The sequence below is a fragment of the Pandoraea sp. PE-S2T-3 genome (assembly GCF_002179965.1).
Lineage (GTDB): Bacteria > Pseudomonadota > Gammaproteobacteria > Burkholderiales > Burkholderiaceae > Pandoraea.
In genome coordinates, this window is sequence record NZ_NGUQ01000011.1 from 238962 (window position 1) to 260269 (window position 21308).

The window sequence follows — 21308 nt, forward strand, 5'->3', positions numbered from 1 at the left end:
CGGCCGACGCTTCGTGCGTCGGCCGATGTGTTTTCACGTCATCGTCGAACTCATACGTCGCAAGCCATCGCCACGCGCGGCCGCCCGTAGGCGTTAAAGGTGATGCGAATGCACCGTTCGTGGCCGCTGATCTCGATGTTTCCCGATAGCCACCCTCCCTTCTCGACACGCATGAATCCGTTTTCTTCGAATGCCACCACCGGCTGCTTGTAGAGCGACCATGTCGTCTTGATGTCCACACCGCTCGGCAACGGGGCGTAGCGGGCGAGGTACCGCTCGCCGGCGTCGTGGCGATCGTTGAGGTTATCGTCAATGAACGTCACCCACCCGCTGTTCCATTGCTTGCCATCGTGAGGGGCGATGGTCACCCGGCGGTGTCGCCCCAACGCTTCCGCTTTCGCCGTATTGATCGCGGCAAGCAGCGCGCGCGCCGTGATCTCGACCGCCACCCGATTGCGCACCGCCTGTATCGACGGCGCGGCTGCCAGCATGGCGATCGCCAACACGGCCGTCACCACCACGCACTCCAGCAAGGTGATGCCGCGCGAACGCTTCGGACGATCGCTGGCTACGATCATCGTCCCCTTCCCCAACCGCCCCAGCGGCCCTGCTCTCCACGCCCTCCACGCCCTCCACGCCCGCCGCGATCACTCCGGTCATTCCGCACCTCGGGCGAAGAACGCTGCCAGACCGTCACCTCACGCCAGTTCAGTCGCCGCGATGTGAATACAGGTACCGCCCCGCTGGCGGCACCTTCCGGGGCCGGCACACGCCTGACCTCATAGATCGCCTGCAACTACACGTTCGTGCCCGGCAGTTCGGCATACCCCACCGCACTGACCCGGTACCGACGCGGCAACGCATCGCGCTTCTCAGATTCACTCAGCACGATGGATCCGGCCGCTCGGGCACCACCGCCGATGGCGATGGCGAGCGCTTCCGGCGCATAAGCGATCCGCTCGACAAAGTACCGTCCGCGTGACGATTCACTCGTCGTGTCGCGACTGTCCCAGCGCATCGTCTGCCAGCGTCGCGCGCGAGCCAGCGGCCAATCGATACGGTTCTCGGGCGCGAGGATGCCGTATGGGCCAGCGGCATCGTCTCGTGCCAAGGCAATGTCCACCGCATTTGCGTCATGCGTCAGCCAGTGCCGCGCCTCGGAAAGCGCGCCCTCCGCCGCCGCAAACGCGCGCGCCCGATCATTCGTGTACGCCGCGAAGCGACCCGACAACTGGCGATGATGCGAGCCCGACGCCGCCAACGTCATGAGCGCCGCCAGCCACATCATGAGGAAGACGCCAACCACGCGGCCTCCTTGCCGAAGCCGCCGTCGTTGCGTCGATGCGCGATGGCCGTAAACACATGCAGGTGGAACTGACCCGCATCGGGAAGCCGCTTGTACATCCCCCCGCCAGACTTCGCGTCGAAGACCTCGACCACGCGTGCGATGCCCTTCTTCGCGCCCGCACGAGGCGCGCCACGCAGTACAAGTGAAAAAGCCACCGCCTCGACGTCTTCCCAATCGCGTATGCCAATGGGCACGAGCGGTGGCTTTCCTCGTGCACTTTTCACCGGATCAATCCAGAACATCCGTTCTCCGCCGATAACGCGACTGCCGCCACCGCGCACACCTAATCGCACATACATCGCCTCGACGCCCGCCACCAACACCTGCCCCGACTTCAGCTTCGACGGCATTTTTTCCGGGTCGTTGTATCGGCAGAACAGCGACGGCGAGCCATCCTCGCCCTTGGCGACGTAGAAAATGTTGATATGTCGATCGTTTGAGTAGAAGGTCGTTGGCGCGCGTTTCCCACCGCAGTTCTGAATCGCACCGTTACCGGGTTTCACACCAGCCCCGTGGTACTGCACTTCCATGAGTGCGCTCCCCTGCCAGCCCCGGCGTGGACATGTCTCAATGCTGTTCGCGCATTCGTCCGCAGCACGAAGCGAAATCCAGTCACGCTTGCCTGTGGGGGGTGGCATCGCACCGCCTTCCATCGGATCCCAGTTGCGATAGCCCGCCATCTGGACGGCACGCGTGAGTTGCGTCAGCGCAAAGACGGCCCGCTGCTGTACGTCCAATCGCGCCACCTGCACGCGCCAGAGCCTGAGGCCCGCGAGATAGATGGCGATGGCGGCCATCACCACCAACAGACCTAATGGCATCGCAAGCGTGAGTTCCAGCAGCGTGAAACCCCTCGCATGCCGCGCGCCGGCAGGGCACCGGCGCCGATCAATAACAAAACGTCTCATGCCAGCTCCCCGCTTTGCTGCGCACCGTCGGCAATCGCCGAAGCTTGCTGTGGAATGCCGTCGACTGCCTGCCAGTTAGCGAATCCACCGGCACCGGCAAGCAGCACCGACGCCATGAACATCACTTCGAGCAACGCGGCGCCGCGCATTCGCGCGCGGTGGGCGCGGGTACGTCGCAGGCCCGCCAGCCTGCCGGGCGACGACGCATCTCGCTGCTCGGCAGCCGCGGGCTTACATGGCACAGGCAGCGCCGATAGCGCTGGTCGTGTTAGTCGTGCTGGTGCGGGGAGTGCTGCCAGCGCCGTCCGCCCGGCATCTGGCCGACTTCCCGGCTGCTCCGTGGGCCCGACGTGATTTACCCGTGCCGCATGCGCCAAGCGTTGCAGCGCGCTTTTCGACACGTCGCGTGGCGTCAGCACGACGACCCTGCGCCCCTTTCCACGGGCCGCATCTCGCTGCGTCTTCCGGTCGGACCGGCGCTGTTGATATCTGCGATCCTGTTGCATGCTTCGCTACCTCGTTGGGTGAATAACGCGTTCATCGTCGCTCCGCACACGTCTCACGCCAATCAGACACCACCGCAAAAACCACCGCTCCATACGCGCCCGCACTCCGCAAACACAATGCGCCAAAGTGGACACAGGGGCCACATCAAGGCACATCCACATCCGTCCGGGCAAAAAAAAACGGCGACCAAAGTCGCCGTTCCTTCTCACGCGAAAACCATCGAGACCGTCAACAACGGCGGCAACAACCGCCGCCTCACGACCTCAACGTTTTGCGATCAGCCCTGCTTGAGCGTTTCGATCAGCTCGACGTACGCTTGTTGCACGTCGTCTTTCGTTTTGCCCTTGAGCATTTCCCACGCGTCGTACTTGGCGCGGCCGACGAAATCCATCGCGCCCGGACGTGCGCCCGACACGTCGCCTTCCGTGCCTTGCTTGTACAGCGCGTAAATGCGCAGCAGCGTGAGATTGTCGGGGCGTTCGGGCAGCGTCTTGGACTGTGCCACTGCCTCGTCGAAACGGGCTTGAAGATCGCTCATGGTGTCTCTCCCTGGAAAAACGGTCAGCTTATAAGTGCACCGCGCGTCGATTGCCATCACTTGCGTCGACGCCCGGTGTGTTGCGAATACAACTGGGGCAAGGATAACGATGAAGCCTCACGCGAGGTAGAGGCCAGCGTAGAACCCTGCGTCTAAACCTCTCGGGAACTGTGAGCATTCCGCTCGCGTTGTATCACTACGTTACGCGCACGCACGCGTCAGAACGACACGCGAACCAACCCGTGCACCGCGCGTCGTCAACGCCACACGCACGCGCAAATGAAAAACGCCCGGCGAGTTGCCGGGCGTCTCACACTACAAGTCTTGCAGGCTGGCGAGACAATCGCGCGCCGAAAATTTACATCGGCAAGACGTCTCGCAGTGCCGCTACAACACCATCACGACGCCGATGCTGCCGGTGCCGATGCGGCGTTGGCGTTCGCCGGGACGGTACGCTCTTCCCAACCGCCGCCGAGCGCCTTGTACAGCGTCACGAGGTTGGTCCAGCGAGCCAGACGCGTCGCGATCAGCGACTGCTGCGCCGTGTACAGCGAGCGCTGCGAAACCAGCGCATTCAGGTAGCTGTCCACGCCGTTGCGGTAGCGCAGATCCGAGAGCTTGTAGCTCTCGTCGCTCGCCTTCACGAGCGACTCTTGCGCCGACACCTGATCGTCGAGCGTGCCGCGTGCTGCCAGCCCGTCCGAGACTTCGCGGAACGCCGTCTGAATCGACTTCTCGTACTGCGCGATGTCGATACGCTTTTGCACCTTGGCCAATTCGAGGTTGGCGATGTTCTGCCCGCCCGCGAAGATCGGCAACGTGATGGTCGGCGCAAACGCCCACGCACCCTGACCGCCCTTGAACAAGTTGCTCAACGACGCGCTCGCCGTGCCCGCGCTCGCGGTGAGCGAGATCGACGGGAAGAACGCCGCACGTGCCGCGCCAATGTTGGCGTTGGCACCCTTGAGCGTGTGCTCGGCAGCCGTAATGTCCGGGCGGCGCAGCAGCAGATCGGACGGCAGACCCGCCGGCAGATCGGCCAACAGCCCTTGCCCGTCGAGCGGACGCCCTGACGGCAGATCGGCCGGCAACGGCTGGCCGATGAGCAGCGTCAGCGCGTTCTCGTCCTGTGCGACCTGACGCGTGTACTGCGCGAAGTTCGCACGCGCCGTATCGACCGGCGTCTGCGCCTGACGCAGATCCAGCCCGGAGGCCGTGCCCACGTCAAAACTGCGCTTGGTCAGGTCGTACGACGATTGCTGGCTCTTGAGCGTGTCGGACGTGAGCTTGAGCAGTTCCTGATCGGCCAGCAACGTCAGATACGCCGAAGCGACTTCCGACACCAGCGTGATCTGCGCAGCCTTCGCGTTGTCTTCGGTCGAAAGGTACGTCTCCAACGCCTGATCCTTCAGGCTCTGAATACGACCGAACAGATCGAGTTCATACGACGTGAAGCCCACACCGACCTGATAGCTGCGGCTGATGCCCGCACGCCCCGACGACGACAGGTCGGCCGGCGAACGCTGCACCGAACCCTGCCCTGCCACGCCAACGTTCGGCAGCAACGCCGCACGCTGGATCTGATACTGCGCACGCGCAGCATCCACGTTCAACATCGAGACTCGCAGATCGCGGTTGTTCTCCAACGCGATCTCGATCAGCTTCTGCAAACGCGGATCGGTGAAAAAGTCGCGCCAGCCCAGCTCGGCCGCGATGACCGCATTGCGATCGGTCGCGCCGTTCTGGTTAGCCGCACCAGGCGTTTTGTAAGCCGGGCCAGTGGGGAACGTCGTGGAGACCGGTGCCTCGGGCCGCTCATAGTGCGGCGCGAGGGTACAGCCTGCCAGGAACGCTGCCGCCAAGGCAATCGGCAATGCTTTGTGCTTCATAGGTCAGTTTCCTTCCTTGGCGGGGCCTTCGGGCGCGTCCGGTGCTTCATGACGGGCTTCCGGATGTTCCACGGTGTCCAGGTTTTCATGAGCGAAGCGCTTGCGCACCAGCACGAAGAAGACAGGCACGTAGTAGATCGCGAGGAACGTTGCCGCCAGCATACCGCCGATCACGCCGGTACCGATAGCGTGCTGCGAAGCCGAGCCGGCACCGTTGGAAATCGCGAGCGGCAGCACCCCGAGAATGAACGCCATCGACGTCATCAGAATCGGTCGCAGACGCAGTCGCACGGCTTCCATCGTCGCTTCCATCAGTGTGCGGCCCTGCATTTGCAGATCCTTGGCGAATTCCACGATCAGAATCGCGTTCTTCGCCGACAGACCCACGGTCGTCAACAGACCCACCTGGAAGTACACGTCGTTCGACAACCCGCGCAGCGACGCAGCCAACAGTGCACCCAACACACCCAGCGGCACAACCAGAATCACCGAGAACGGAATCGACCAGCTCTCATACAACGCGGCCAGACACAAGAACACGATCAGGATCGAGATGGCGTACAGCGCCGGTGCCTGCGAGCCGGAAATGCGCTCTTCAAACGACAGCCCCGTCCATTCCAGACCGATACCCGGCGGGAGATCCTTGGCAATCTCCTCGACCGCCTTCATGGCGTCACCGCTCGACTTGCCCGGCGCAGGCATGCCCTGAATTTCCACTGCCGGCACACCGTTGTAGCGCTCCAGACGTGGCGAGCCGTATGTCCACTTGCCGGTTGCGAAGGCCGAGAACGGCACCATCGTCCCGCTGACGTTACGTACGAAGAGTTTGTTGATGTCCTGCGGCAGCATGCGGTCCTTCGCCTCTGCCATCACGTACACCTTCTTCACACGGCCACGGTCGATAAAGTCGTTGACGTACGACGAACCCCACGACGCCGAGAGCGTGCTGTACACGTCGGCAATCGACAGGCCCAGCGCAGACGCCTTTTCTTCGTCGACGTCCACCTTGTACTGCGGCGTGTCGTCGAGACCGTTCGGACGCATGTTCGCGAGGTTCGGGTTCTTCGCCGCCGCACCCAGCATCTGGTTACGTGCCGCCATCAACGCATCGTGGCCGAGACCCGCGCGATCTTGCAGTTCGAAGTCGATACCGCCCGCGTTACCCAGTTCAGGCACCGACGGCGGGTTGATCGCGAAGATCATGGCGTCCTTCACGCTTGCAAAAGCCTGATAGGAGCGCGCAATCACTGCCTGCACCTTGAGGTCGGACGACTGACGGTCTTCCCACGGACGCAGCATCGTGAAGGCCAGACCCACGTTCTGACCACGGCCGTTGAAGCCGAAGCCGGTCACCGTGAAGATCGAACGCACGGCGTCCTTTTCCTTCTCGAGGTAGTGCTTCTCGACCTGCTTCATGACTTCGAGCGTGCGCTCTTGCGTCGCGCCCGGCGGCAACTGCACCAGGTTGAAGAAGTAGCCCTGATCTTCATCCGGCAAGAAGGCCGTCGGCATGCGCACGAACAGGAAACCCACCGCCGCCACGATCACCACGTAGACGATCATGAGCGGTGCGCTGCGCTTGAGAATGCGCTCGACCTGGCTCTGATACTTCTTCGAACCCTTGTCGAACGTGCGGTTGAACCAGCCGAAGAAGCCGCGCTTCTCGTGCACTTCGCCCTTCTTGATCGGCTTGAGAATCGTCGCGCACATGGCCGGCGTGAGCACGATAGCCACCAGCACCGACAACGCCATGGCCGCCACGATGGTCAGCGAGAACTGGCGATAAATAGCGCCCGTCGAGCCGCCGAAGAACGCCATCGGCACGAACACGGCCGAGAGCACCAGCGCCACGCCGACCAGTGCACCGATGATCTGGTCCATGGCCTTCTTGGTCGCTTCTTTCGGACTCAGCCCCTCTTCGGCCATCACCCGCTCGACGTTTTCCACCACCACGATGGCATCGTCAACGAGCAGACCAATGGCGAGCACCAACCCGAACATCGATAGCGTGTTGATCGAGAAACCTGCCGCACCCATGATGCCGAACGTACCCAGCAACACGACCGGCACGGCAATCGTCGGGATGATCGTCGCCCGCAGGTTTTGCAGGAAGAGATACATCACGAGGAACACGAGCACGATACCTTCGATGAGGGTCTTGATCACTTCCTCGATCGAGATCTTCACGAACGGCGTGGTGTCGTACGGGTAGTCGACCTTCATGCTGGGCGGGAAGTACGGCTCCAGCTCGGTGACGGCCTGCTTGACGGCAGTTGCCGTTTGCAGCGCGTTGGCACCGGTGGCCAGCGTAATGGCCAGACCGGCAGCGGGCTTGCCGTTGTAGCGTGCCACTACCTGATACGACTCACCGCCGAGTTCGATACGCGCGACGTCGCCCAGACGAACCTGCGAGCCGTCCTTGTTCACCTTCAGCAGAATCTTGCGGAACTGCTCCGGCGTTTGCAGACGGCTCTGGGCCGTCACGGTGGCGTTAAGCTGCTGCCCCTTGACTGCCGGTGCACCGCCCAGCTCACCCGCCGAAATCTGCACGTTCTGCGACTGAATCGCGTTCGAAACGTCGATGACCGTCAGGTTATAGCCGTTGAGTTTCTGCGGATCGACCCAGACACGCATGGCGTACTGCGAGCCGAAGAGCTGCACCTGACCCACGCCGTTCACACGGCTGATCGGATCCTGCACGTTGGCTGCGATGTAGTTCGCCAAGTCGATGTCGGTCATCTGACCGTCGTCGGAATACGCACCGATCACCAGCAAGAAGTTCTTGGTCGCCTTGGCCACCTTGATACCTTGCTGTTGCACCTGCTGCGGCAGCAGCGGCGTGGCAAGTTGCAGTTTGTTCTGCACCTGCACCTGTGCGATGTCGGGGTTCGTGCCCTGCGAGAAGGTCAGCGTGATCTGTGCCGTACCCGAGCCGTCAGACGTCGACGACATGTACTCGAGGTTGTCGATCCCGTTCATCTGCTGCTCGATCACCTGCGTAACCGTATCCTGCACGGTCTGCGCCGAAGCGCCCGGGTAGGTCGCGGTGATCTGCACCGAAGGCGGTGCGATGGGCGGATATTGCGAGACCGGCAGCTTCAGGATCGAAAGCGCACCGGCCAGCATGATGACAATCGCGATCACCCACGCAAAAATCGGGCGATCGATAAAAAACTTTGCCATGAATAAGGCTCCGCGTTATTGAGCTTTGGCGGCCGAAGCAGCACTCGCCTGCGTGGCAGGGTCGGCAGCAGCCGGTGCGCTGGCACCCGCCGGCGCCGGCGCAGCGCCCGGCAGTTGCGCCGGCACGGCCTTCACCGGTGCGCCCGGACGCGCCTTTTGCAGACCCGAAACGATCACCTGTTCGCCCGCGGACAGACCCGACGTCACCAGCCACTTGTCGCCGATCGCACGATCGGTCACCAGTTGGCGAAGTTCGGCCTTGCCTTCCTTGTTCACGACGAGCGCGGTCGGCTGGCCCTTCTGGTCACGCGTGACGCCTTGTTGCGGCACCAGCAACCCGCCTTCCTTCACACCCTCGGCCAGCTTGGCGTGCACGAACATGCCCGGCAGCAACTCGCGGTTGGGGTTCGGGAAGATCGCGCGCACGGTCACCGAGCCGGTCGTCTGGTCGACGGTGATGTCCGAGAATTGCAGCTTGCCGTCCAGCGGATACTTGGTGCCGTCTTCCAGCGTCAGTTCCACCTTGGCAGCGTTCGGACCCGCGCTTTGCAGCTTGCCGTCGGCCAGTGCGCGGCGCAGACGCAGGCCATCGGCGGCCGATTGCGTCACGTCCACGTACATCGGATCGATCTGCTGCACCGTGGTCATCAGCGTGGCCGCGCCCGACTGCACGTACGCGCCTTCGGTCACTTGCGACAGCCCCGTGCGGCCCGTAATCGGGGCCGGCACGTCGGTGTAGCCGAGGTTGATGCGTGCCGTGTCGACGGCAGCCTTGCCGGCAGCAACGTCGGCATCGGCTTGCAGAGCGGCGGCCACAGCGTTGTCGTAATCCTGCTTCGACACGGCTTCGACGGCCACCAGCGACTTGTAACGGTCGGCCAGCAGCTTGGTGGATGCCTGATTCGCCACAGCCTTGGCGAGGGTCGCCTTGGCGTTCTCGTAGGCGGCCTGATAGGTGGCCGGATCGATCTTGTACAGACGCTGTCCTGCCTTGACCTCGCCGCCTTCAGTGAAGTCGCGCTTGAGCACGATGCCGTCGACGCGCGCACGCACGTCGGCGACGCGGTAGGGCGAGGTGCGTCCGGGCAGGTCGGTCGTCAGTGTTACGTTCTGAGGTTGCAGCGTCACGACGCCGACTTCCGGCACCATGCCCTGCGGCTGCTGCGGCTTCTTGCCGCACGCGGCCAGGGTCAAAACCGCGAGTGCCACGGCAGTGACCATCCCCAGTGAACTTCTCTTGACGTGCATATACGCCCCCGATAAATGGAATGCGGTCAAACAAAATGACAAGTAACCAGTACGTTGCGACGATTGCGACGGCGAAGGCCGGTCCGCAATCCCATCGCACATAGGCGGGCAAGCGAGTGTCAGGCAACGGGTCACCGGACGGCGGCGAACCGGTAGCGCAGATGATCGGGGTTGAGCCCGGATCGCTACCGGTCGCGTGCCCCAGCGCGGCATTCACCGCCAGTGCTGGCACTCGTGTGGATCGTCGAACAGGCTCCGGGACACCAGGTGACAGACAACAGCCGCGAGCGGCTCCCCTCTGTCGGATCGCCCCCTCGGGCCCCTTCAGGTGTTTCCCGTAGTCGAAGGAGCTTAAATGGTCCCTGTGCAATAGAGCAAGCGGCTGCTATTATAGATACATTCATGAATGTATGTAAATCGCATTGCGTCGCACCATAAAGCGGCGCGGTTTACATCACCTTCCACAATTTCCGCTGTTCCCGTGACACGACGATGGCCCGCAGAACCAAAGAGGAAGCGATAGAGACGCGCAACCTGTTGCTCGACACCGCAGAGACGGTGTTCGCACAGAAGGGCGTGTCGCGCACATCGCTGGCCGACATCGCCGAAGCCGCCGGCCTCACCCGCGGCGCGATTTACTGGCACTTCAAGAACAAGATCGACCTCTTCAACGCGATGACGGACCGTATCCGTCTGCCGATGGAGCGCATGATCGACGAAGAATGTGCCGAACCCGAGCACGGCGACCCGATGGTGCGCATGCACGATATCTGCAAGCTGGTACTCAAGGAAACGGCGCGCAACGAGCGTCGCCGCCGCGTGCTCGATATTCTGTTCCACAAGTGTGAATACACCAACGAGATGCTCTCGGTGCTCGATCGTCAGCGCGAAGCTTGCGCCGACGGCAAGCAGCGCATCATGCGCGATATGGAACGGGCCATTGAGCGCGGCCAACTGCCCGCACGGCTCGACACCCGGCGCGCCGCGATCATGCTGCACGCACTGGTGGTCGGCATGATGTCGGACTGGCTGTTCCTGCCCGACTACGATCTCGGCCTGGAGTGCGACGCCATCGTCGACGGGTTCTTCGACATGCTGCGCACCAGCCCTGCCATGCTGCGTCCCGGCGCGCCGGCGAAAACGGCAGCTATGGCGTAACGAATCGCCCGAATCGCCCGAATCGTTCGACTCCCGATTTAGTACATATATTAATTAGCAGGCACCCTTCGCGGTGCCTGCTTTTTTTGACGGGTACGGGATGCGCGCGGACGCAGCATTTCATCTGCCGTCCCGAAAATTCGAGATCCGCATGCGGTGTTACCGCGCCGAAATCCATTCGGACGCCGTGATACTTCGTATACCTGTACAGCGTCGCACCGTTATATATAATCCTACACAACGCGACGCACCATCATGGCGCCGATGCCACGGCGCGCTCACTGCTGTCTTGCAGCGATTGCGCCGCAATTTCGCAGTGTCCCCGTTGCGCCACCGTTGCAATTTCGCAACTGCGTTTGCAACGCGATGGCGTGGACATCGCCCGCGCAGCGTTCGGATTTCGCACGACTTCGCAAGACCATCAAGCCACTACATGCTGGAGACCACCCTGTGAAAGCTGTCGTTACTGCTACGCCCAACAAGCCCCAAGCCACCCATTCGCGCGTGACGCTGCGCCGCGTACTGGGCGCCGCCGCCATCGGCGCGAGCCTGCTGTTCGCCGGTCAGGCCGCCGCTCAGCAAGTGTTCGCGGCGGCCAGCATGAAAGACGCGCTCGACGATCTGTCCGCCGCCTACACCAAGGAAACCGGCAAGAAGCCGGTGCTCGTGTACGGCGCCAGCTCCACGCTCGCCCGCCAGATCGAAAAGGGTGCACCGGCCGACCTTTTCATCTCGGCCGACCAGGACTGGATGGACTACGCGCAAAAGCATGATCTGATCGACACGGCATCGCGCCGCAATCTGCTGGGTAACGAACTCGTACTGATCGCCCCGACGACCACGTCGGGTGACGTGGACCTGAAGCCGGGCGTCGACCTCGACGGCAAGCTGGGCAACGGCAAGCTCGCCATGGGCGATCCGGCCCACGTGCCCGCAGGCCTCTACGGCAAGGCCGCGCTCGAAAAGCTGGGCGTCTGGTCGAAGGTGCAAAGCAAGGTCGCCGCTGCCGACAACGTACGTAACGCGCTGTTGCTGGTGGCTCGCGGTGAAGCGCCGTACGGCATCGTGTACAAGACGGATGCGAACGCCGAGAAGCGCGTGCGTATCGCCGGCACGTTCCCCGCCGACAGCCACGCCCCGATCGTCTATCCGGTCGCCGTGACGAAGCAGGCCGATCGCGCAGCCGCCGATCCGTTCTACAAGTTCATCACGACGCCGGCCGCCCTCGCGACCTTCCAGCGTTACGGCTTCACGCGTCCGTAATTCGCGTCTGTAAGATTAGCGAACCCAGACCGGGACTGTCCTCGACAGCCCCGGTTTTGCCATGTGCGCCTGCCACGGCGCACATGGCACCCATTCACGCGGATCCTTTCAAGGTGTGCTCGCCGTATGTCCATGAGTCTTACCCCGGAAGAATGGGGCATCGTCGAACTCAGTTTGCGCGTCGGCCTATGGGGCACGTTGTGCAGCCTGCCCTTCGCCTACGCAGCGGCTTGGTTGCTCGCGCGCCGGAATTTCCCCGGCAAGGCGCTGCTCGATGCCATCCTCCACCTGCCGCTCGTGCTGCCGCCCGTTGTCGTGGGTTTTGCGCTGCTGGTGTTGTTCGGCGCGCAAGGTGCCATCGGGAAACTGCTGCGCGAGTGGTTCAACCTCACGTTCGCGTTTCGCTGGACGGGTGCCGCGCTCGCAGCCGGGGTGATGGGTTTTCCGCTACTCGTGCGAGCCATCCGGCAGGCGCTCGAAGCGTCTGACACCAAACTCGAACAGGCCGCACAAACGCTCGGTGCCGGACCGTGGCTGACGTTCCTGACGGTCACGCTGCCGCTCACGGCCACCGGTGCGTTGCACGGCTTCGTGCTGGCATTCGCACGAGCGCTGGGTGAGTTCGGCGCCACCATCACCTTCGTCTCGAATATTCCCGGGCAGACACAGACGCTGCCGCTGGCGATCTACACAGCAACGCAGGTGCCCGACGGCGACGCGATGGTCTGGCGCCTGTGCGCCATTTCCGTCGTGCTGGCCGTCGCCACGCTCATTTTCTCTGAAGTGCTGATTCGCTTCGGTAATCGCAAGGCGCTTGGTTATGACGGTTGAAGTTCGCCTCCAACATCGCTTCGGCGCGTTCCAGCTCGACGCCGAATTCGCTGCCGGCATGGGCGTCACGGCGCTGTTCGGGCCGTCCGGCAGTGGCAAGAGCACGGTCGTCAATGCCGTCTCCGGTCTGCTGAAACCCGAGGCCGGGCGCATCGTCGTCGGCGACGACGTGCTCTTCGACAGCGCCGCCGGTATCGCGCTGCCGACGTGGCGGCGCCGCATCGGCTACGTGTTTCAGGACGCGCGTCTGCTGCCGCACCTCACCGTGCGCCAGAACCTGCTGTTCGGCCGATGGCTGCGACGTCGCGACGTGAGCGCGGCAGGCACCGGCGCGATTCCCCTCGACCACGTCGTCGAAGTGCTCAATCTCGGCCATCTGCTCAGCCGTCGGCCCGGTGCCCTGTCGGGCGGAGAAAAACAACGTGTGGGTATCGGCCGTGCGCTGTTGTCGTGCCCGCGCTTGTTGCTCATGGACGAGCCGCTTGCCTCGCTCGATCACTCGCGACGCATGGAAGTGCTCGATTACCTGAACCGCATCCGGCACGAACTGAAGTTGCCGGTGCTCTACGTCACGCACTCGCTTGACGAAGTGATGCGTCTGGCCGATCAGGTGGTGTTGTTCCGTGAGGGCCGCACGATCTCGCAGGGCAATCCGGCCGATGTGCTCAATCTGCATCGCGATGCGCTCGACGGCGCCGCCGAAGCGCCGGGGACGGTGCTGGAAACCAAGGTGGTCGCGCACGACGCCGCGTACGGGCTGACCGAGCTTGCCGTCAATGGCAGCGCCACGATTCGCCTGCGCGTGCCGCGTGTGAGCGGTGAAGCGGGCGACGTCTGCCGGATTCTGGTGCGCGCTCGCGATGTGGCCGTCGCCACGGAGCCGCCGACGCAAACCAGCGTGTTGAACGTGTTGCCGGCCCGCGTCAGCGCGCTACGCGATCTCGGCGATTCGGTGGAAGTGCAAGCCACGCTGCCCGACGGCACGCCGATGCATGCGCGCATCACGCGTTTCTCCGCCGATCAACTGCAACTCGCGCCGGCGCGCGAGGTGTATCTGCTGATCAAGTCGGTCGCCCTCACACGCTGACAAAGCGTCAACAAGAAAGCGCCAACACACCGGGCGTCACGGCAGAACTTCACCGCGACGCCCGGTAGCCTCTCACTGCCCTTGCGGCTTGCTCATCGCATCGCCCTTGCCCATCGCGTCGCCCTTACCCATGGCATCGCCCTTGGACATCGCGCCGCCCTTGCCCATCGCATCCCCCTTGGACATGGCGCCGCCCTTGCTCATCGCGTCGCCCTTGCCCATGGCATCGTGCTTGGACATCGCGCCGCCCTTGGACATGCCGTCCTTGGACATCGAACCGCTCTTGTCCATTTGCTGACCCATCGCATCGCCCTTGCTCATGGCGTCCTGCGCAAACGCCGCGCCGGTGCCGAGTGCAAGGCCCATCGTCATCACTGCCAGATATCGCATTTTCATTGTCGTTGCTCCATGAATTGAGTGAGAAAAATCAACTGCCACCAAACCAGTTGTAGCCCTGGTCTTCCCAGTACCCGCCCGGGTACGTATTCGTGACGAAAATCGCGCGGATATGTTTGGGATTCTTGTAGCCAAGCTTCGTCGGGATACGCAGCTTCATCGGAAAGCCGTACTCCCTCGGCAGCGTCTGGCCGTCGTACGTCAGCGCGAGCAGCGTCTGCGGATGCAGTGCCGTCGGCATGTCGATGCTCGTGTAGTAGTCGTCGGCGCACTTGAAGCCGACGTAGCGTGCGGTGGTGTCGGCGCCGATGCGTTTGAGAAAATCGGAGAACGTCACGCCGCCCCAGCGCCCGATCGCACTCCACCCCTCCACGCATACATGGCGCGTGATCTGCTCAGCGGCACGTGCTTGGGCAAACGTGCGCAGGGTGTCGAGACGCCATGCCGCCTTGTCGGCGATCAGGCCCGACAACTCCAACTGGTAGTCGGCAGCGTCGACCACCGGAGCCTCGTCCATCGAGTAGAACGCGTTGAACGGAAACGGCCGCGTCATCTGCGATGCCGAAAAAGTGGGTGCTAGCACATCGGAGCGGAACAGCGCCGCCTGCACACGATCGTTCCAGCGCGACATCTTGTCGAGCGCCGATTCGACGCTGGCGTTGTCGTCGAGCGAGCACCCCGAGAGCAACGCCACACCACCCAGCGACAACGTGCGGGAAAGAAACGCACGGCGCGACGGCTCCGTCACGCGGCGTGTCACCAGCGTGCGCGCTTCTTTGAGGATCGCGTCGCCGTCGCGCACGATCAGCGAGGTCTTGTCGTCGTTACGTTTGAAGAAAGCCATGGCAGTGTCTCGTCCTGAGCCTGTGTGTTCGCTTGTGAGATCGCTGGAGATCGCGTGAGATCGTGTGATCGGGTTCCGATGACGGCCGGACGCTCAGCGCCCGGTAATCATCGTGCGCAGCGTGCGGGGCACGAGCGCCACCATGACCACGTGCACCACGATGAAGGCCACCAACCCTGACATCGCTAGAAAGTGCACCCAGCGTGCCCCTTGAAACCCGCCGAACAGATCGCACAGCAAGCTGAGCTGCACGGGCTTCCAGATGGCGAGACCCGACGCGATAAGCAACACCAGATCGAGCACGGCGAACAGGTACGCGGCGCGCTGCACATAGTTGTAGTGACGCGGATCGGCATGCGCGAGACGGCCGCGCAACGCGGCAAACGCGTCGTGCAGGATGCCTTTGACGGACAGCGGGAAGAAACGGCGCGCCATGCGCCCGCTCGCCAGATTCAGCAGCAGATAGACAAGGCCGTTGGCCGCGAGCAGCCACATTGCCGCGAAGTGCCAGCGCAGTGCGCCACCGAGCCAGCCGCCGAGCGTGATGCCGTTGGCGAAGCGGAAGTCGAACAGCGGGGAGGCGTTATAGATGCGCCAGCCGCTCGTAATCATCACGAGCACCGCCAGTACGTTGATCCAATGGGTGACGCGCAACCAGCCCGGCTGAACTACCGGCGAGGCGCCGGGGGCCGGGGGTGGCGAGGGAGCCCGCTCGGTGTGCTCGGCGGGCTCGTGTGCAGCAGAAGGTTTCGTGGCGGCTTGCATGACGTCTCCATCGCTTGTTTTTGGCGTCGATGGAGACAGTGTCGTGCGTTTTCAGTCACAAAGTCCTGTCGAAAAGATAATCATTTTGTGAGATTTGGTCAGGACTCGTGGAATTACGGAGCTACGCGTCGTCGGGATCCTGTACCGTGCCGCCCTTCAGATAAGCGTCGAAGGTCGGTACATGGGCGTCCAGCAGGGAACGGATCTCCCGGATGAGGGTGTCGTAGTGCGCCGTCAGGTTCTGGGCGAATGGTGTGAGTTGCGCCCCGCCACCCGACACGCCGCCGATGTGGCGCGTCACCAACGGCTCGCGAAACTCGTGATTCATCGCCTCCACGAGCAACCATGCCCGCCGGTACGACATGCCCATGCCACGGGCCGCGGCCGAAATCGAGCCCGTCTCGTCGATGGCGCGCAACAGCGAAAGACGCCCGGGACCGAACACGGGCGCGTCGCCGTCGCGAATGCGCACGCGCACGTCATAACCGGCCACGCCGGGCTGTGCTGGCGTCTTGGCCACCGCTTGCGGGGCGTCAGCCGCACCGGCCGCGCCGGTCTTTCCCGAACGACGCTCAGCTGGCATGGTTCCCCCACATCACAATGAGAATCAGGATGACGGCGGCCACGGCCCACGGCCACCAGCGCGACAACGGGCTGCGTGCCGGAGAACTCTCACGCGTCGCCGCGCCCGTCGCCATGGCGGCCGCCACCTCGCCATCGGCGGCCACGGGTTCGCCCACGGCGTGGTGCGGTGCGACGACCGCAATGAAACGGGTCAGGAATTCGTCGGCAAAGCGGCGCGCCGCGTCGTCGACCAGCGCGTTATCGACGTGCGCAAGTTCGCCGCCGATCTTGGCGTGCACGTCGTAAGTCAGTACGGTGTTCATCGGTCCTTGCGGTTGGAGCGTAATGGCGGCCGTGCCGCGTCCGAAGCCGGCGGACGGGCCCAGACCGTCGAAATGGAGGGTGTATGAGGTCGGCGCGATCACGTCGGTGAGCGTCATGCGCCCGGTGAAGCGCCCTTTGACCGGCCCCGCCGACGCAGACATCACGATCGACCAGGTGGTGTCGTCGAGGCGATCGAGCGATTCGCATCCGGGAATGCACTGGCGCAATACGCCGGGATCGTTCAGCGCGATCCATGCGACGTCTCGCGCCATCGGCAATTGCCGGCGGTTCTGAAGTTCCATTGCCCTTTCCCCTTTGCCGTCAGGCCATACGGAATATGGAATACGGAATCGTCTCGAACATCGAAGCATTGTGACACGAGTTCCCGTCATGGGAGTCTCCTGCCGAATATCCGCTCGAATACAGCGCAAGGCAAGGTGGGCGCGGGCGCGATATACTCGCCGGATCACATCGAGCGGTATCTTTTCGGCAACAGCCGGTCCCTCGGCTCCCTGCATCGGCACTGGCCTCCGCGCTTCGCGGACAAGTGTTGTCAACGTGCTGGCATTGCCGCGTGGCCGCGACTTCGGTGCCGTGGCCCATCCGGGCCGCCGCTCGCGTAATGGCGAAGGAACCGTGTAATGGACAGTGTCGATCTGGAAGTGCTGAAGTCCGCCGTACAGTGGACCCGCGCGGGCTTTTTCGTCACGCTGGGCACTGTCGTGCGTACGTGGGGCTCGGCCCCGCGCCCCGTGGGCTCGATGCTCGCAATTCGTGAAGACGGCCATCTGGTCGGCTCCGTCTCCGGCGGTTGCGTCGAAGACGATCTCATCGCGCGCATCCGCGCGGGGGACTGGCCGCAAGACCGGCCGCAACTCACGAGTTATGGCGTGACGGCGGAAGAAGCCCATCGTTTTGGCTTGCCGTGCGGCGGCACGCTGCAACTGGTGCTCGAACCGGTGCGCGAATCGTCGCGCATTCCCGATTTGCTCGACGCCATCTCGCAATTCCGCCTCGTCGTGCGCGAGCTCGACATGACCAACGGTGCGGTGCAAATTGCACCGGGCCATCGCACGCCGTCGGTCGAATTCGATGGCGAACGCCTGATCACGTCGCACGGCCCGCGCCATCGGCTGGTGGTCATCGGCGCCGGGCAGTTGTCGAAATACGTGGCGAGCATGGCCAACGCGCTCGACTATCACGTGATCGTCTGCGACCCGCGCACCGAGTATGCGGACGAATGGCAGGTGCCGGGCACCGAGCTCTCGCGCGAGATGCCCGACGATCTGATCGTACGGCTGCAACTCGACTCGCACAGTGCCGTGCTCACGCTCACGCACGATCCAAAGCTCGACGACATGGCGTTGCTCGAAGCACTCAAGTCGCCCGCGTTCTATATCGGGGCGATCGGCTCACGCGTGAATAACGCGCGGCGCCGCGAGCGGCTGTCGTTGTTCGATCTGAGTCTGGAGGAAATCGAGCGGCTGCATGGCCCGGTCGGCATGCATCTCGGCGCGCGCACGCCCGCCGAAATTGCCGTGGCGATTCTCGCCGAGATGACCGCCATCAAGAACGGCATCACGGTGACGCAGACGTTTGCGGTGCGCTCGCCGGACGATCTGGACAATTCCTCGCCCGCCTCCGAATGCCGTACAGCGGCGTGAAATCCGAATTGGCGCGCCGCGCGCACCCATAAAAAAAGCGCCGCCTTTCGGCGGCGCAACTCGCTCACTCGTTGCTACGGGTACTGCCAACTACCTGGGTTACTCCCTCATCCGTGGCTGCGGATCGATCGGCACATCAATCGTGCGGCCACAAGAATGTTGCCGTGGCATGCCCCTTGGCGGGCACCTTCACTTCCCGCGTCATGGGCTTGCCGTTGTAAGTCGCCTTCACGGTGTAGTCGCCCGCGGGCAACTTCACCAGCATGAACGGCCCGCGCGAATGCGCATCGAGTACCGTCTCGCCGCCGCGCATGATCTGCACCTGCGCATCGGCCACATACTCGTTCGCACCATCGCCGCGCGCCGCCATCTCGATCGATAGCGGCCAGCCGCCTGCCGAGCGCTTGAACGCGCCGGATTCGTCGCTATCGATGCCCCCAGAGACGTACGTCACGTTGCCCTGATGCATCTCCTGCGGCAGATTGCCGCCCTGTGCGTGCGCCAGCCCGATACCGCCCAGACTGCCTGCCAGCACAGCGGCCGTGGCACCTGCCACTGACCAGCGTTGCCATTGTTGCCACATGTTCGACCTCCCGTTTCATGACTTCACGATGCCGGATCGTGCCGGTACGGCGGCGGCATCTCTGCGATGACACCGCAGCCGCGCCGGCACACAAGGTAGTGCGTGGCATCCCGCGAGTGCCGCCCTCGGCGGCGCGTCTTCAACTGCGTGACTCGCCTTAGCCGAGATCGACCGGGATGAAAATCTGTTGCCCGTCGCGCTGCACAAGCAACGCGACATTATTGCCCGCCTTCTTGAGCTTGTCGCTCAGTTGCGAGGCGCTCGTCACCGGCGTTCCGTTGAGCGACAGAATGATGTCGCCCGCCTGCACGCCAGCCTGTTCTGCCGGGCCGCCAGCACGCGCGACGAGCAAACCGTTCGTCACCTGCGCCGCACGCTTTTCGTCCGGCGAAAGTTCGCGCACCGCGAGCCCCAACCGGCCGTGCGTGGCCGAATCGTCGGCACTTGCCACGTCCTTCTTCTCACTCAGCGCCGCCACCTTCACCGACACCGTTTGCTGCGCGCCGTTACGCCACACCGTCAGCGTCGCAGTCTGTCCCGGACGCATATCGGCGATCTTCTCGGGCAGTTGCACCGAGTCGTTGATGGTCGCGCCGTTCACCGCGAGAATCACGTCGCCCGCCTTGAGATCGGACTTCGCCGCAGGACCGTTCTTGTCGATCGACGAGACGAGTGCCCCGGTCGGCTTGGGCAGACCAAACGACTTCGCCAGCGATTGATTCACTTCCTGAATCGTCACGCCGATGCGCCCACGACTCACCTTGCCGTACTGCTGAAGCTGCGACTTGACCTTCATCGCCATGTCGATCGGAATCGCGAACGACAGCCCCTGGAAGCCACCGGTCCGCGAGTAGATCATCGAGTTGATACCGATGACCTCACCGTTCAAATTGAACAGCGGCCCGCCCGAATTGCCCGGGTTGACCGGCACATCCGTCTGAATGAACGGCGTGTAATTCTCGTCAGGCAACGCGCGCGCTTTCGCCGATACGATGCCCGCCGTTACGGTGTTGTCGAAACCGTAGGGCGAGCCGATGGCCACCACCCATTCACCGGCCTTCGACTTGGACGGATCGCCAATCTTTACCGTCGGCAGATCGGTCGCGGCAATCTTGAGCAACGCCACGTCGCTCGCCTTGTCGCTGCCCACGACCTTCGCCTTGTACTCGCGCTTGTCGGTCAGTTTCACCGTCACCTGACTCGCATCGTCAACGACGTGCGCATTGGTCAGGATGTAGCCGTCCGGGCTCACGATAAAGCCCGAGCCGAGGCTGCGCGTCGGCCCGCTGTCGGCGCTGCTGCCGCCATCGTCACCACCATCGCCGCCGTCGTTACCCGGCGCACCGTAGAAGTGGCGGAAGAACTGGAACAACGGATCGTTCTGATCCATGCCCGGCGGCATCGGCATTGTCGAAGCGCCACGGCCCGCCGAAGGTTTCCCATCGTGCGTCACACTGATGTTGACTACGGCCGGTCCGTATTGTTCCGCGAGTTGCGAGAAGTCCGGCACCAGCATGCGCGGTGCGGTATTCGACGTATTGACGACGCCCGGTGCCGAGGCAGCGGCCGGCAACGCCGCGCTGGCGTCGGAAACCACGTCCGAGGCGAGCGGTGCCTGCCAGTGTTGACGACCCGCGACATAGCCGCCTGTCAATGCGACGAGCACGGCGCCAGCAACCAATGTACGAGTGAGCTTCGAAGTCCGCATGAGTCTCTCCTTCCAGACGACCACGTTTGACATGACTGTGATCGTAGAGAGGCTCCCTTAAGAGAACCTTAAGACCGGAAAGCGTGACGACGGAGAATCGTCGCGGTGGAAATCCAAAGGGCGTCGATGCGACATCCGTTCGGATGAGGGTGTCACGCATCGTGCACAGGACGACAAGATGTTGATTGCTATGCGTAACGCTTGCAGGCGTTTGATAGCGGGGCTCGCGTGGTTCGGCTTGCGCGTGGTGTGCCCCGCTGGCTACGGTGGCAAGGTGGTGCGATTTCGTGCCGCATGAGCTTCACCTTCCACCCTTCACGCACTCACGTATTCAGGAGGCATCACGATGCAAACCACTGATTCGATGTTGGCTCGCGCCACGCGCACTATCGGCACCGCAGGCTTCGTCCTCGGCATGGCGCTGGCGCTCTCCGCGCAGGCCGCCCCGGGGAACGGTAGTGGCATGCAAGGCAACGGCATGGGCACACAAGGCCCCGCCG

The 21308-nt window shown here is 63.3% G+C and carries 20 protein-coding genes; 5 read left to right on the forward strand and 15 right to left on the reverse strand.

Annotated elements, in window-relative coordinates; translation table 11 throughout:
- Window positions 1–50 precede the first annotated feature (50 nt).
- From CDV46_RS08400 to CDV46_RS08430, 8 genes are all read right to left on the reverse strand, one after another.
- Window positions 51–578, reverse strand: coding sequence for a GspH/FimT family pseudopilin (locus tag CDV46_RS08400; RefSeq protein WP_087722295.1), 528 nt, complete (start codon window positions 576–578; stop codon window positions 51–53).
- 218 nt (window positions 579–796) lie between these two features.
- Window positions 797–1306: a hypothetical protein gene (locus CDV46_RS08405; RefSeq protein WP_140413324.1), complete on the reverse strand. Its 510-nt coding sequence runs from the start codon at window positions 1304–1306 to the stop codon at window positions 797–799.
- Complete coding sequence (locus tag CDV46_RS08410) at window positions 1285–2145, reverse strand: PilW family protein (RefSeq protein ID WP_176399035.1); 861 nt, start codon at window positions 2143–2145, stop codon at window positions 1285–1287. The genes CDV46_RS08405 and CDV46_RS08410 overlap by 22 nt, the downstream gene beginning before the upstream one ends.
- A 107-nt stretch (window positions 2146–2252) precedes the next feature.
- A complete protein-coding gene (locus CDV46_RS26780) occupies window positions 2253–2498 on the reverse strand; it encodes a hypothetical protein (RefSeq protein WP_140413325.1) in 246 nt (81 codons plus the stop codon).
- A gap of 542 nt (window positions 2499–3040) precedes the next feature.
- Complete coding sequence (locus CDV46_RS08415) at window positions 3041–3301, reverse strand: acyl-CoA-binding protein (protein WP_058377662.1); 261 nt, start codon at window positions 3299–3301, stop codon at window positions 3041–3043.
- Window positions 3302–3699: 398 nt separating this feature from the next.
- Window positions 3700–5190, reverse strand: coding sequence for an AdeC/AdeK/OprM family multidrug efflux complex outer membrane factor (gene adeC, locus CDV46_RS08420; RefSeq protein WP_058377661.1), 1491 nt, complete (start codon window positions 5188–5190; stop codon window positions 3700–3702).
- Window positions 5191–5193: 3 nt separating this feature from the next.
- The gene (locus CDV46_RS08425; protein WP_087722298.1) at window positions 5194–8373 is read right to left on the reverse strand and encodes an efflux RND transporter permease subunit; all 3180 of its coding nucleotides are present in this window, start codon (window positions 8371–8373) and stop codon (window positions 5194–5196) included.
- A gap of 15 nt (window positions 8374–8388) precedes the next feature.
- Window positions 8389–9621 (reverse strand): efflux RND transporter periplasmic adaptor subunit, encoded by a 1233-nt coding sequence (locus CDV46_RS08430; protein WP_087691585.1) that lies wholly within the window; start codon window positions 9619–9621, stop codon window positions 8389–8391.
- Between the two features lie 492 nt (window positions 9622–10113).
- On the opposite strand from CDV46_RS08430, the gene CDV46_RS08435 reads away from it, so the two are divergent.
- The 4 genes from CDV46_RS08435 to modC all read left to right on the forward strand — a co-directional run bounded on the left by CDV46_RS08435 (window position 10114) and on the right by modC (window position 13960).
- The gene (locus CDV46_RS08435; RefSeq protein WP_087691586.1) at window positions 10114–10779 is read left to right on the forward strand and encodes a TetR family transcriptional regulator; all 666 of its coding nucleotides are present in this window, start codon (window positions 10114–10116) and stop codon (window positions 10777–10779) included.
- 450 nt (window positions 10780–11229) lie between these two features.
- Window positions 11230–12042 (forward strand): molybdate ABC transporter substrate-binding protein, encoded by an 813-nt coding sequence (modA, locus tag CDV46_RS08440; RefSeq protein ID WP_254915969.1) that lies wholly within the window; start codon window positions 11230–11232, stop codon window positions 12040–12042.
- A gap of 126 nt (window positions 12043–12168) precedes the next feature.
- The gene (gene modB / locus CDV46_RS08445) at window positions 12169–12873 is read left to right on the forward strand and encodes a molybdate ABC transporter permease subunit (RefSeq protein ID WP_237172081.1); all 705 of its coding nucleotides are present in this window, start codon (window positions 12169–12171) and stop codon (window positions 12871–12873) included.
- Window positions 12863–13960, forward strand: coding sequence for a molybdenum ABC transporter ATP-binding protein (gene modC / locus CDV46_RS08450; RefSeq protein ID WP_087722300.1), 1098 nt, complete (start codon window positions 12863–12865; stop codon window positions 13958–13960). The genes modB and modC overlap by 11 nt, the downstream gene beginning before the upstream one ends.
- 72 nt (window positions 13961–14032) lie before the next feature.
- On the opposite strand, the gene CDV46_RS08455 is transcribed toward modC, so the two are convergent.
- From CDV46_RS08455 to CDV46_RS08475, 5 genes are all read right to left on the reverse strand, one after another.
- Window positions 14033–14356, reverse strand: a complete 324-nt coding sequence (locus CDV46_RS08455; RefSeq protein WP_087691588.1) for a hypothetical protein — start codon at window positions 14354–14356, stop codon at window positions 14033–14035.
- A 31-nt stretch (window positions 14357–14387) separates the two neighbouring features.
- Window positions 14388–15200, reverse strand: a complete 813-nt coding sequence (locus CDV46_RS08460; RefSeq protein ID WP_087722301.1) for a molybdopterin-dependent oxidoreductase — start codon at window positions 15198–15200, stop codon at window positions 14388–14390.
- A gap of 93 nt (window positions 15201–15293) precedes the next feature.
- Window positions 15294–15965, reverse strand: a complete 672-nt coding sequence (locus tag CDV46_RS08465; RefSeq protein ID WP_087691590.1) for a cytochrome b/b6 domain-containing protein — start codon at window positions 15963–15965, stop codon at window positions 15294–15296.
- 121 nt (window positions 15966–16086) lie between these two features.
- Window positions 16087–16548 carry a winged helix-turn-helix domain-containing protein gene (locus CDV46_RS08470; RefSeq protein WP_087722302.1) on the reverse strand — a complete coding sequence of 154 codons (462 nt, stop codon included), beginning with the start codon at window positions 16546–16548 and terminating at the stop codon, window positions 16087–16089.
- Window positions 16538–17155 (reverse strand): CoxG family protein, encoded by a 618-nt coding sequence (locus tag CDV46_RS08475; protein WP_087691592.1) that lies wholly within the window; start codon window positions 17153–17155, stop codon window positions 16538–16540. Before CDV46_RS08475 ends, CDV46_RS08470 begins: the two co-directional genes overlap by 11 nt.
- Before the next feature lie 339 nt (window positions 17156–17494).
- Between CDV46_RS08475 and CDV46_RS08480 the strand changes: the two genes are divergently transcribed.
- Window positions 17495–18517, forward strand: coding sequence for an XdhC family protein (locus CDV46_RS08480; RefSeq protein ID WP_087722304.1), 1023 nt, complete (start codon window positions 17495–17497; stop codon window positions 18515–18517).
- A gap of 136 nt (window positions 18518–18653) precedes the next feature.
- On the opposite strand, the gene CDV46_RS08485 is transcribed toward CDV46_RS08480, so the two are convergent.
- Both CDV46_RS08485 and CDV46_RS08490 read right to left on the reverse strand, forming a co-directional pair.
- Window positions 18654–19100 (reverse strand): hypothetical protein, encoded by a 447-nt coding sequence (locus tag CDV46_RS08485; protein ID WP_058377651.1) that lies wholly within the window; start codon window positions 19098–19100, stop codon window positions 18654–18656.
- A 157-nt stretch (window positions 19101–19257) separates the two neighbouring features.
- On the reverse strand, window positions 19258–20808 hold the full coding sequence (locus CDV46_RS08490) for a DegQ family serine endoprotease (protein WP_087722305.1): 1551 nt from the start codon (window positions 20806–20808) through the stop codon (window positions 19258–19260).
- Between the last annotated feature and the right edge of the window lie 500 nt (window positions 20809–21308).